Source organism: Oleiphilus messinensis, assembly GCF_002162375.1.
In the GTDB taxonomy this organism is placed as follows: domain Bacteria; phylum Pseudomonadota; class Gammaproteobacteria; order Pseudomonadales; family Oleiphilaceae; genus Oleiphilus; species Oleiphilus messinensis.
This window is the reverse complement of sequence record NZ_CP021425.1, coordinates 363,326-375,928: the sequence shown is the minus strand read 5'-3', so window position 1 is coordinate 375,928 and position 12,603 is coordinate 363,326. Positions and strand designations below refer to the sequence as shown.

Here is a 12,603-nt window from a genome sequence, read left to right as displayed (position 1 = left end):
GCCTATGAGCCATACATCGAGCGCATCAACATCAACAGATAAAGAAGAAAACAAAGTCAGACTTGATAAGTGGCTTTGGGCCGCACGCTTTTTTAAAACCCGGACACTCGCCAAGGAAGCGATCGAAGGTGGAAAAGTTAAATACAATGGTACTCGCTGTAAGCCCGGAAAGTCCGTCGATATTGGCGCTCGCTTGGAAATACGCCAGGGCTGGGCCGATAAAGAAGTCATTGTTCTGGATCTCAGTGATCGCCGGAAAAGCGCACCCGAGGCTCAACTGCTCTACCGGGAAACCATGGAGAGTGAAAAGAAACGGGAAGAATCCTCCTGGCAACGCAAACAATTACAGATGGCCCACCTGCCGCCGGCTCGCCGCCCAACCAAAAAACAACGGCGAGACCTGCAAAAGTTTAAAGAAACAGATAACTCGTGATTTAGCGTAGTCGCTGCTGCTAAAATAATAGGGTCTGTTGACGTTTCATATTTAACCTCTGTTGAGCCTGAAAATTGCTCAATCAAGAAATGAGGAGTGTGGTTTGGTTATTCCAAATGAGCGACGAGTGACGCGGAGTGAGCGATTTTCAGGCTCAACCCTTCGGGCCAGCGCTATTTTTTCGCCCCGATGCGTTGCTGCTCGCTGATGTAGAATAACTACACGACACTCGCAGCGCCTGACTGGACAAAAAAATAGCGCTGGCAGAGGTTAAATATGAAACGTCAACAGACCCTAGCAAAGCCTGAACAATACTTCTGAGGCACCACAAGTTATCCCTTTTCATGAGTTACCCTATGAACGAACACGACTTATTCCACCGCTTTATTTTTGAAGAACACGAAATCAGGGGTGAGCTTGTCCGCTTGGAACAAAGCTTTATCGACGCCTTTGCCCAAAGTGATTACCCGGAAGCAGTGCAAACGTTGCTGGGCGAAGCGTTGGCCGCCTCGGTTCTACTCAGCGGTACACTAAAATTTGATGGTATATTGTCACTGCAGGCACGGGGTAACGGGCCCGTTACATTATTGATGGCAGAATGTACTCATTACCGGAAAGTAAGAGCCATTGCCCAATACCAGAATATACCCGAAACCGTATCCAGCATTCAGGAGCAACTTGGTCAGGGCCAGTTGGTCATCACGATTGACCCTGAAAAAGGACAGCGCTATCAAGGTATCATTCCGATGGAAAAACCTGACCTGAGTAGCTGCCTGGAAGACTACTTCACCCAGTCAGAGCAACTGGAAACCACTATTCTGCTCTTCTGTGACGAGACGGGTGCAGCAGGCATGCTCCTGCAAAAATTACCAGGATACCGTGAAGATGACGAAACCTGGAATCGCCTGGAAACCCTGGCCAGATCAATTACCTTTGAAGAACTCAGAAGCCTTCCGGCAGAACAGATTTTACACCGGCTTTTTCATGAAGAGGATGTTCGATTATTTCCAGGAGAAGCCGTTTCGTTTGAATGCAGCTGCTCCAAAGCACGATGCACTGCGGCAATAGAAGCCCTCGGATCAGATGATGCCTACACTCTGGTTGCAGAACAGGGGACAATCACAATTGACTGCCAATTCTGTGCCGAAACCTACACTTTCAAAAAAGAAGAGCTGGATACAATCTTCCACACACCTCCACTGCATTAATAATTATTGTTATATTTCAACAATATAGAACTTTGCTGGTGAATAAATAATCCAAACTTGGGGTAAAGGTCGTTTTTTGCTGGCGTTTTTGGCATAATGGCGCCCCAAATTCTTTAATGAATGATCGAAAAACGTACAAAACAGCACATTTAATGGGCTGACATTAAATCGATTTTTCAAAGCAAATCATTGAAAGGAAAGCATTCTTTTCACTATCACACAAAGGGCGAGGTCGAAGTGAGCAACACTTATATAGATCTGGGATCGGCGCAACTGGTCGAAGAAGCGCTAAAACGAAACGAAGGCCGGTTGGCAGCAAACGGTTCACTGGTGGTCACCACAGGTGCCAGAACGGGCCGATCTCCCATGGATCGCTTTATTGTTGAGGAGCCCAGCACCGCTGATCTGATCCATTGGGGCCCCATCAACAAGCCATTTAACGCAGACAAGTTTGATGCGTTATGGGAACGGGTTGAGAGCTACCTTGCAGATAAAGAACACTTCGTATCCCATGTGCACGTCGGTGCAGATGCTGAACATTATCTGGCAGTCAAAATGACCACCGAAACGGCGTGGCAAAATCTGTTCGGGCGTAACCTCTTCATTGTACCGGAAAGCTATAACCCTGCTGATAAACAGGAATGGCAAATTCTGAACTGTGCCAATTTCGAATGCGATCCGGAACGTGATGGAACCAACAGTGACGGCACCGTAATTATCAACTTCGCCAAACGTAAAGTTCTGCTCGCCGGTATGAGCTATGCCGGAGAAATGAAAAAAGCCATGTTTTCGGTACAGAACTTCCTGCTGCCGGAAAAAGACGTTTTGCCTATGCACTGCTCCGCCAACGTGGGTGAAGACGGCGAAACCTGCCTGTTCTTCGGTTTATCCGGAACCGGCAAGACAACATTATCCGCCGATGAAGATCGCTTCCTGATCGGTGATGATGAGCATGGCTGGGGTAAGGGCACAGTATTTAACCTCGAAGGTGGTTGCTACGCAAAATGTATCGACCTGAGCCGCAAGAACGAGCCTGTTATCTGGGATGCAATTCGTTTCGGTGCCATCGTTGAGAACGTGGTCATTGACGAACAATCACGCACCCCTGATTATAACGATGTATCGCTCACCGAAAATACACGCTGCGCCTATCCACTGGAGCATGTTGAAAAGCGCGTTCTGGAAAATCAGGCTGGTGAGCCATCTGCTATTGTTTTTCTGACCTGTGACATGACAGGCGTTCTGCCACCTGTTTCCATTCTGTCCAAAGAAGCTGCCGCGTATCACTTCCTGAGTGGATACACCGCATTAGTGGGCTCAACAGAAATGGGCTCCTCTTCCAAACTGAAGTCCACGTTCTCGACATGTTTCGGTGCGCCATTCTTCCCGCGTCCAGCAGGTGTCTACGCCGAGCTGTTAATGAAGCGTATGGAAGAATTCGGCAGCAAAGTTTACCTGGTCAATACCGGATGGACCGGTGGCCCTCACGGTGTGGGTGAACGCTTCAGCATTCCAACCACCCGCGCGATCATCCGAGCTATCCAACATGGTGAACTGGTTGATGTCCAAACTGAACATTTGTCTGATCTGAACCTCGAAGTACCTGTAGAAGTGCCTGGCGTGGACAGCAAATTGCTGAACCCAAGAAGCACTTGGGCTGATGGCGCAGAATATGATGCAAAAGCAAAAGATCTGATCTCGCAATTCGTCGAAAACTTCAAAAAGTTTGATGTCTCCGATGCAATTGTAGATGCAGGCCCTAAACTTTAATCTGCGCATCAGCATGCTCAAAAGCAGCTAAGAATACTGCCGACAAAAACCCCGATGTGAATTCGGGGTTTTTTTTCCCATATTTTTGCCCTTCCCTTGACCCACCCAGAAAAAAAACACTAAATTGTAGTGGCTTGTAGAAAAGCTCAACACGAAACTGTCCTCGGCCCGGATTAATACACCCCCAGATCCCGAACAAAGAATTTAAAAAAATAACAGCAAATAAGGAAGCGTCCATGAATGGCCTTATGATGAACAGCCCGTTATCAATATCGTCAATACTCCAACACGCGGAAAAATTTCACGCTGATAGCCGTATTATCAGCCGGTGTCCTGAAGGAGGAATATTCCGGTACACCTATGGCGAAGCCGCAAAACGCAGCCGACAACTGGCAAATGTACTTGCCAAACTGGGCACCCGGAAGCAAGACAGGGTTGCCTCACTGGCTTGGAATACCCATCGTCACTATGAGCTTTACTACGCGGTTTCCGGAATGGGTGCCATCATTCATACCGTGAACCCAAGACTATTTCCCGAGCAGATCACTTACATCCTGAATCATGCCGAAGACCGAATTGTTTTCGTCGACCTGCAATTCATCCCGTTACTCGAAGGCATCAAGTCGGAACTCACCCACATTGAAAAAATCGTGGTGATGGCACCTGAAAACGCCCTGCCCGACTCCCCACTGGAGCTACTCTCTTACGAAACCCTGCTGGCTCAGGAAGATGACCAATACGAATGGCCAGAACTAAATGAAGAAGACGCTGCGGCGCTTTGCTACACATCCGGCACTACGGGAAATCCCAAAGGTGTTTTGTACAGTCACAGATCCACAGTGCTCCACGCATACGCATCCCTCTCGCCGGACGCTTTAAATATATCAAACCGTTCTGCGGTATTGCCCGTTGTTCCTATGTTTCACGTGAATGCCTGGGGTATCCCGTACAGCACAACAATGTGTGGTGCAAACCTCGTGTTACCGGGACCAGGAATGGATGGCGCATCCCTGTATGAACTGATCGAAGAGGAACAAGTTGATCTCTTGTTGGGCGTTCCCACTGTCTGGCTCGGACTCCTGCAATATTGCGAACAACAAAGCCTGACGCTAACACCGGTTAAAAATGTAGTGATAGGCGGATCTGCTGCGCCACTATCAATGATCAAAGCATTTGATCAACTACATGATGCCTTTGTAATACACGCCTGGGGAATGACTGAAATGTCGCCGATAGGAACCATTAACGCTTTTTCGAAGCATATGGTAAACGTCAGCCGCGAAGAACGTTATGCACTTCAAGCCAAACAAGGACGTGCAGTGTTTGGCGTGGAAATGAAAATCGTCGATGCCGACAATAATCCATTACCACACAATGGCGAAGATTATGGCCGCCTGCTGGTAAAAGGCCCCTGGATTGCAACCGGTTATTATAAGTCAGATGACACATCATCCTGGGAGGACGGTTGGTTTGACACAGGAGATGTCGCCACGATAGATGCCAGTGGAACGATGCGCATCGTGGATCGGGCTAAGGACGTCATCAAATCCGGGGGCGAGTGGATAAGCTCTATCGACCTCGAAAATGCGGCCATGAGTCACCCAGCCGCAGCGGAGTGTGCGGTCATTGGCGTCCCTCATCCGAAATGGGATGAACGTCCTGTGCTGTTGATGGTTCTGAAACCGGATCAAACGTTGACGAAAGAGGATGTGCTTTCATTTCTCAGCGACAAAGTCGCAAAATGGTGGTTACCCGATGAAGTACTCTTTGTATCCGAGTTACCACACACCCCGACAGGAAAACTCCTGAAGCGAAATTTACGTGATCAATATCAGGGGCTGTTCAATACGGTTTAAGCCACCCACAGGGGCAAAACAAGGTTCAAGCCGGGGTTGGAAATCTTTTGAAATACCCCGGCTGAACTCAAGGACATGATTATTTCATTGCATAATTAGATGCAGAAGCGGCAGCAGAAAACCGGATGGATTCATTTACATCAGCCTTGCTGACCACCACCCGATTACGACCCTGGGCTTTCGCCTCATACAGCGCCTTATCTGCATAATGCAACATGAGCTCTGCCGATAAATCCAGTTCCTGCTCATTACAGAATAACCCCAAACTTCCAGTAACCTTCAACGTGCGGGAACCCACATCGATTTTTACCGCCTCGATTTTCTGGCGACAACGCTCGGCCAATTGAAAGGCCTCGTGCTCATCGGTATCAGGCAGCACTATCAGAAACTCTTCTCCACCAAAACGGCCTACCTGATCATATTGCCGTACACAATCCCTGAGAATTCGAGCGGTTTCCGTAAGCACGAGATCGCCTGTTTGATGCCCCCAGGTATCATTAATTTGTTTAAAGTAATCAAGATCAATCATGAGTAGCGAGAAAGGAATACGGGTTCGGGAACTTCGCTGCTGTTCGGATCGCAACGATGCGGAAATAGCGCCACGATTGAGCAGACCGGTCAGAGAATCGGTCATGCTAAGCTGCTTGACTTCCCGTTCACGACGTCGCCAACGTCTCAGAACAAAATATGCAAATGCCGTCAGGATCAATAAATGTGGCGCCCCGAAAATGTACATATGGGTCAACCAGAACAGGGACAAACCATGACCGGAACTTACCGGGTACTTTATTGCAGGCGCGTAAGGCCAATAGTTCAGGGCAGCACCATAACTGAGAATGACAATAACTGAACAGGCCGTAATCAACGCATAGAGAACAACCCAACGATTAAACAGAATCAAGCCGACAACCGGGGCACCCGCCAGGACAATACCCGTCGGTAGACTCATGGTTCCAACTAAATAGCCATAAAAGCATAATGACAAGCCATAATACTGGGCAGCAAAATGCTCGTACAGGATATGTTCACCATAGCGGTATTTGAACGCAAACAGTGACACAAAAATCATCAGGGACAGCCCTACACAAATATAGAGCAGGTAAAGGTTACTCTCGAGAAAATCAATATGCACATATTTTGGAGCAGACTCATGGGCCAACAGGTACTCCGCCCAAAACAGATACTGCAATTGCATCGCTCCGGTTAGCGTCACTAATACCCAGGCTTTTCCAATTGAGCCCCATTCGAGCGGATTGCCAAAGTGTGCCAAAGCCTTTTCTAAAAACTTCATATACCTTCCGGGCTGACGGGAACGAACAAAATAATTATTTTTAGTGAACAGATCGCGTACATTTTACTATAGCACGGATATCGCCGAGATGAAGTTACGATAGATTGAGTCAATCCCATGCAGGTCACCAGGAAACAACTCAAGACAGATAACATCGAGCGAATCAAAAGTGGCGATTCATTAATGGCAGGACAACAAAAAAGGAGGCTTTCGCCTCCTTTTTTGTGATGGGTAAGTTATTAATCACTCAAAACGATCAATAACCCACCATCAACGGTACAAACGCAACCAACACCAGCGCGATACTCATAACCAGCAATGGCATAAGTACACGTTCATGGCGCTGATAGAACGTACCTTCTTCCTGTGCAGCAAGCTCGTACTCCCGCTCACCAACAACCTGCCGCGTGAGCAAATGATTCAAGGCGACGGGTGGACTGAGGTAGCCAAGCTCAAATGCAACCAGTGTTACCATCCAGAAGTGAATCGGATGAATTCCACTCTCATAAGCCACTGCAGCAATTGTGGCGCTCACAAGTATGACGGCACCAAATGCATCCATGATCATACCCAGAACAACAAGGATACAGACAAACAACAACATTGCAGTCCACTGGCTGGAGAATGAATCAGGGAAGGATTCCATTAGCCCCGCCCGTTCGATAACACCACCGATGCTCACTGAGAGACCGAACAGGAATAGCAACGCACCTATTTCTGCGGTTGTTTCATTGATCGAGAATCGAACACTGCGCTCAAGTCCCTGATGTGACTTCTCACCCTGCTCATCACGCTCATTGCGATGACGGAAATGCTCATACACCAGAATACCAATCATGATCACTGGCAATATACGGGCAGCAGAGAACTCGTCCATGGTCACACCCAGCCCGTAGTAATACGCCAGCAAAATAACGGCAATGACCGCCACATAAGGAATCAGCGGCTTAATGGCCTGCAATGTGCCCGGCAATGCATCAGCAAATGGTGCCAACTGAATCTTGCTTTGTCGGTTAACGGTCATTGCAACAGCAAAGAACAGGAAGGCGGTCAAAATGAAGACATATAACCCCCAGCCGAACAAATCATCGGTGGTGACTTCCCGGTTCAGATAAGCAATAACCACAACCAGCAAACAAGGTCGTAATACAACCCCCATACTGCCCGACATAGCCGATGCAGCCAGCGCCAGATGACGCCTCGCACCAGCAGAACGCAGCTCACTGTATATTACCGCACCGGCGGCAATTACAAAGATACCGGAAGCGCCGGTATACGCGGTCGGTATCGCTGCCACGAGTACTGCTACAAATGCCAGGAGCTCGGGAGGCATCTTCCAAGGCCGGAACAGGTCGAATACGAGTTTAGCCAGTCGCGTGTGCTTCAACATCATACCCGCCCAGACGAACAGACCGACATTCAGGAACATGTCTGATAGATCCATCATTTTGTCGAGATAGATGCCGATACCAGCAACATGGCCTCCCATCATGAAATAGGTACCCGAGATGAGACACATGGTCGTGTAAAGCGGCACAGCTAAAAGTGCTTTACCGATATTTCCGCCTGCAGGCGCATCTGCGGGCACACGAAACATTTGAATACCACTCACGAGCGTGATCAAACCAAACCCGGCAATCCAGGTGTCGTGGAGTATTTCCTTGTCGAGCGGAACGATTCCTCCCTCCGCATGGGACAGGTCACGGAAAGACCATGCAGAGACGAACAACATACAGTTTGCGATAAACTGCAGGAAGTGCGACAGGGTATGATCAAGCTGGGTTTCCATCGCACGCATGGCGATATGGTGGCGGGTAAACGTTGCAGTCGTCGCACAAAGCGCAACGAGCAATGCCAGAGTAAAACGCTGAGAGGTTAAACCGAAAGCGATCAAATCTGCAACAAACAGTTCAACGCTACGATACGCTTTCAAAGCCGGTGTTACCCGCTCCTTCAGCTCTTCAAATCGCGCAAACTGTTCAACACACTCTTCTTTTGAATTGCGCAGTGCGGCACGCAACATTTCAGGATCAAGAGGATCATCTGCCAGAAGATCAAGCACATCTTCATCAACGGGTTTGGCAGCTTCTTCCGCAATTCGACGATCTACTTCCTTGTCAATATTGAAATCGGGATCGCACTCTGGTGCTGTGGGATCCGTTCTCAATTCATAATAGCCCGGCCACGAAGCCTGCCCTATTTGCAGCATCTTGTTGTGAATGTCGCTACTGGTACTGAAAATCACAACCGAAAGCAACAAGATACACGCGGGCAAAGAGGACAACCATTCTATCGGGGTTCTTGCATTTAAACCTTTTGCCATGAGTAATCCATAAACTTCAACTGTTGAACGGGACGAAACCGAAGCTCCTAACCAGCCTTAGTCTGGGAAGATAACTCCGGTTTCGACGTTTTCAGATCATGCTAACCACTTTTGCATATGACAACTCCGCTATGATTGCGCATTGCAACCTGGAGATTCGTGCACCCTGCAAAAGAAAAGCACGCTCGATTACTCACGATTCTCCGCACACTCTGCGTTTTGCGGGTTTGTTTTACAACGCACTTTACGCATCAATTTCAATGCTTTGCCGTCGTAAACACCCTCATCCCGTAGGCTGATACGCACTTCTCTCAACAGCTTGTCGTAGCCTTCCACTTCTTCTTTTTTAGGACGCATCCAATGCTCAGGTTTGATTTCCGCTTCTGCAGTGGAAACAATTTCATAGGCTTCTGTGTAGCGAGCAGCAGAATACTCACGCACTTTTTGACCAAAACCGGATGGGAATTTATCCTGATGAATAACAATCTGGAAATTCATTTGTGCCAGTTTGTAATCAAATACACCACCGTCTGGAGAAACACCTTTGTACAATTCCAGTGGCGTGTAAGCTACAGCGGGCGCGTAGGCAGCGTCAACGCTACCGTTGTTAAACTTACCGGCGAAATTCGCAGAGCTCGCACCAACAACAGATGCACCAACATGACGAACCATAGTTAGAGAGGCTTGGTCATAATCCAGTGTAGCGATCTTTTTGCCTTGCAGTTTTTCAACAGAGTTGATGTTACGGTCTCGCAAAAAGAGGTAAATCGCGCCCGCCGGTAAAATACCTGCAATCTCGTAATTACCACTGGTCATCAGCTGAGAGGCCTTCGGTTGATTCAGTGTCTGCAAAATCATTTGCATTTCCTGATCACCCGGAATTGCACCCAACGCCTCCAGAGAACCTGTAAACTTGTTGTATTCACGAGCACGGGTACCAGTCAACAATACAGCATCGCATTGACCTGCTTTAAAATCCTCAGAAGCAATTTTTTCATCCGTGTATGCGGAAAGCTCTAAATTAACACCCCATTTTAATGCGGCAGGTTTAGCGGATTTCATTACGTTGAACAAAGGTCCGTTATTGCCGATAGGGTCGAAAATACAGAACTTTCGATCCAGCGCATCTGCATTTACGTTAAACGATGCAAAAGCTGCAGTACTGGCTGCTACAACGGCAGCAGCTTTGATGCGTTGTTGTATTTGTTTCATGGTTACGCCTTTCCCTTCCAGTTATCTTTAGTTGCTTGCAATTTTTGTAAAAAATCGTAGTTATTGTTGCTCTGAACTGTTTTTAGTTCTTATTAATCCGTATTCCCGGTTTACAGGAAATCATCCAGCTCTATCGTCTCGACATTGGACTCCTTCTTGTCATCCCAGAAGGTTCCAAGCCCACCCACGGGTGTACGGTGCCCCGTGTTCTGAGTCCATAATCGATCTGACAGTGCCTGTATATTGTAGGTCGCAATAGCATCAATAAGTCGGTGAGTTGGCCGCGCCGGTTTTTTCTGTATGGCTTCTGCGTGAGCACGAATGACGTTGCGAACACGCTCCATATCACCCTTGGTGTACGCCGCCAGAGCATGCAATACGTGAGTCAACCTTACCCGAGCTTTAATACCTTTTTTGTCTGCGGCTTCAAGACGTTCCCATGCACTTTCACCTTGCGGCTCCGCACCGGGTAGCATGGCCCAAACCGTGGCTTTCAATGCCATCGGTGCACCCCACCACGCATCATCTTCCAGACAACCTGCAGCCCGCTCGACCTTGGCAGCGATATTTTTCGGTACACCAATCGTTGAAGTTGACTGGATTTCGCTGTTCAGCGACTGCAGACCGGACAACAACCCCGCCAACCAGATAAACTGATCAAATTCATTATCCAGTTCCGGACACTCCGCACCACCAGGTTCACCATAGTGGGCTACCAAGCGATTCCAGCCTTCAAACTGACGCTTCGCCGCTTTGACCAAGTGCCGTTTTTGTGCAATCAAGGCATCTTCTGCTTCATCCGGACGCTGTTCTTTTATCGCCCGCAAGTAACGCAGTTCATCTTCGAGTGCTCGCTGTTCTTCACACGTACCAGCGGAAAGGTACAGCATGGTTCCGATCTGATCCGGTGATGCCGTCACCCGACCAAAGGACATCAGTAAGGGCGTAGTGGCTTCACTCAGCGCACAGCCCATTTCCAGATCATCCTGTTCCAGTGTAAAGGGCACAATATGTTCTTCCGTATACCCTTGCAGAACCATACCGGTTGTTTTATAAATCATGTGATTGATCATACTGCATCCGGAAAACACGAATGTCACCATGGTGATCGTTACCAGTTTGATGATCCCTTTCCGTTTATTGTTGAAAGCTGCCTGCGACACTCTGATCTCCTCTCTTACATCTTTGTTATTAGTGCTTATCGTGTTTTTTTTAATTGAGTTTCAGTCTTACTAAATTCTTTCTACATTTATTTTTCTATGCATCTGTTGCAAAGCACAGTCGTTAATTTCGTATTGCAGTGGATTTTGTACATCCGTTAAATCAGTGCGCCTGTTTCTTTTGGTATCACGTCGCTGCAACCGGGGGCGACTATCTCACTACCCGAGCCAGGCCAGATTTGATCAAATTTCAACCAGTTTCGCAAGTACAGAAACAAAAGCCAGACTATCTCTTATAATTTGTTCACAAAATTTTAAATTAGAACAGATATCCCATTTCCCAAGTGGGAGAGATTATCTCTGTTTTTCTGGCATGTTTGTGAGAAAAACAACACAAAGCGGCAAATTAAATTACAAAAAGTAACGCTTTTCCTGACGATTCGACAGGTTTTACAGCGAAACAGTGATTAAAATCACTACAATACTCAAATTGCACACGCATTGTCTGGCTCATCCCCCTCCTGATCCCGACACAAACTGTAAAGAGGTCTCCCATGAACAAACCAGAGCTGGCATCACTTATTGCAACTCAATCCCAACTATCCAAAGCGAAAGCCAGTGAAGTTATCACCGTGGTCACTGATGAGATCACCAACGCACTCGCATCCGGAGCCTCGGTCTCATTGTTGGGTTTTGGATCGTTCAATGTTACGCAACGCAAGGCACGTTCGGGTCGCAACCCTCAAACCGGGCAAACCATGACCATCGCCGCCAGCCAGGGCGTTCATTTTAAACCAGGAAAATCCTTAAGAGAAGCCGTAAACGAATCTTAAAAGTGAAGAGCCGGCCCCGAATAACATCGGTCGCCGGCTCAGAAAGGGGTAGCGACTGCTACATCAATCGCCCCACAACGAGGATTATTCAGACTTAAGGTGCATCAGACACAGTCAGGCGTGCGCGATTCATTTCAAGAATATCTTTCGAAATCCCCTGAACCTGAAGCAAATCATCGATTGCTGCGTATGGGCGCTTTTCAATAATACGTTGCCCCAACGCTTTACCAATTTTAGGAAGCGCAACCAGATCTGCTAACGTTGCGTGATTGAGATCCACCAGCCCAGAGTCAAGCTCTGCAACTGGTGCTTCAGTCTTTTTTACAGAATTGCCCTCCCCAGAGAGGTTTTCAGGCAATTTATCCAATAATTCTTCTATACGCTTTTCCAGCGAAACAATTTCGTATTGAATGGCTGTTTGCTTGTCCAAGGCATCATTGGTATTGCGACAAATATTCCACAACAACCAAATTACCACCACCAATCCAACGATGATAAAAAACATATTTCCTTTTCC

10 protein-coding genes are annotated in these 12,603 nt (G+C 47.7%); 5 read left to right on the top strand and 5 right to left on the bottom strand.

Going from position 1 to position 12,603, the window contains the following annotated elements; genetic code table 11:
• The first annotated feature begins 4 nt into the window (after positions 1 to 4).
• The 4 genes from OLMES_RS01620 to OLMES_RS01600 all read left to right on the top strand — a co-directional run bounded on the left by OLMES_RS01620 (position 5) and on the right by OLMES_RS01600 (position 5,267).
• Positions 5 to 433 (top strand): RNA-binding S4 domain-containing protein, encoded by a 429-nt coding sequence (locus OLMES_RS01620; RefSeq protein WP_087459643.1) that lies wholly within the window; start codon positions 5 to 7, stop codon positions 431 to 433.
• Positions 434 to 789: 356 nt separating this feature from the next.
• A complete protein-coding gene (gene hslO, locus OLMES_RS01615; RefSeq protein ID WP_087459642.1) occupies positions 790 to 1,641 on the top strand; it encodes an Hsp33 family molecular chaperone HslO in 852 nt (283 codons plus the stop codon).
• Between the two features lie 189 nt (positions 1,642 to 1,830).
• The gene (locus tag OLMES_RS01610) at positions 1,831 to 3,411 is read left to right on the top strand and encodes a phosphoenolpyruvate carboxykinase (RefSeq protein ID WP_087459641.1); all 1,581 of its coding nucleotides are present in this window, start codon (positions 1,831 to 1,833) and stop codon (positions 3,409 to 3,411) included.
• Between the two features lie 236 nt (positions 3,412 to 3,647).
• Positions 3,648 to 5,267 (top strand): long-chain fatty acid--CoA ligase, encoded by a 1,620-nt coding sequence (locus tag OLMES_RS01600; RefSeq protein WP_087459639.1) that lies wholly within the window; start codon positions 3,648 to 3,650, stop codon positions 5,265 to 5,267.
• Between the two features lie 79 nt (positions 5,268 to 5,346).
• Here OLMES_RS01600 and OLMES_RS01595 read toward each other — a convergent pair whose 3' ends face one another.
• From OLMES_RS01595 to OLMES_RS01580, 4 genes are all read right to left on the bottom strand, one after another.
• Entirely contained in the window at positions 5,347 to 6,558 is a 1,212-nt protein-coding gene (locus OLMES_RS01595) for a GGDEF domain-containing protein (RefSeq protein WP_087459638.1), read from the bottom strand.
• 256 nt (positions 6,559 to 6,814) lie between these two features.
• Positions 6,815 to 8,881 carry a TRAP transporter large permease subunit gene (locus OLMES_RS01590; RefSeq protein WP_087459637.1) on the bottom strand — a complete coding sequence of 689 codons (2,067 nt, stop codon included), beginning with the start codon at positions 8,879 to 8,881 and terminating at the stop codon, positions 6,815 to 6,817.
• A 189-nt stretch (positions 8,882 to 9,070) separates the two neighbouring features.
• A complete protein-coding gene (locus tag OLMES_RS01585; RefSeq protein WP_087459636.1) occupies positions 9,071 to 10,093 on the bottom strand; it encodes a putative solute-binding protein in 1,023 nt (340 codons plus the stop codon).
• Between the two features lie 110 nt (positions 10,094 to 10,203).
• Positions 10,204 to 11,256, bottom strand: a complete 1,053-nt coding sequence (locus OLMES_RS01580; protein ID WP_232465244.1) for a hypothetical protein — start codon at positions 11,254 to 11,256, stop codon at positions 10,204 to 10,206.
• Positions 11,257 to 11,777: 521 nt separating this feature from the next.
• Here OLMES_RS01580 and OLMES_RS01575 point away from each other — a divergent pair.
• Positions 11,778 to 12,086 (top strand): HU family DNA-binding protein, encoded by a 309-nt coding sequence (locus OLMES_RS01575; RefSeq protein ID WP_269767773.1) that lies wholly within the window; start codon positions 11,778 to 11,780, stop codon positions 12,084 to 12,086.
• 94 nt (positions 12,087 to 12,180) lie between these two features.
• Here OLMES_RS01575 and OLMES_RS01570 read toward each other — a convergent pair whose 3' ends face one another.
• Positions 12,181 to 12,591, bottom strand: a complete 411-nt coding sequence (locus OLMES_RS01570) for a ComEA family DNA-binding protein (RefSeq protein ID WP_087459634.1) — start codon at positions 12,589 to 12,591, stop codon at positions 12,181 to 12,183.
• Positions 12,592 to 12,603 lie beyond the last annotated feature (12 nt).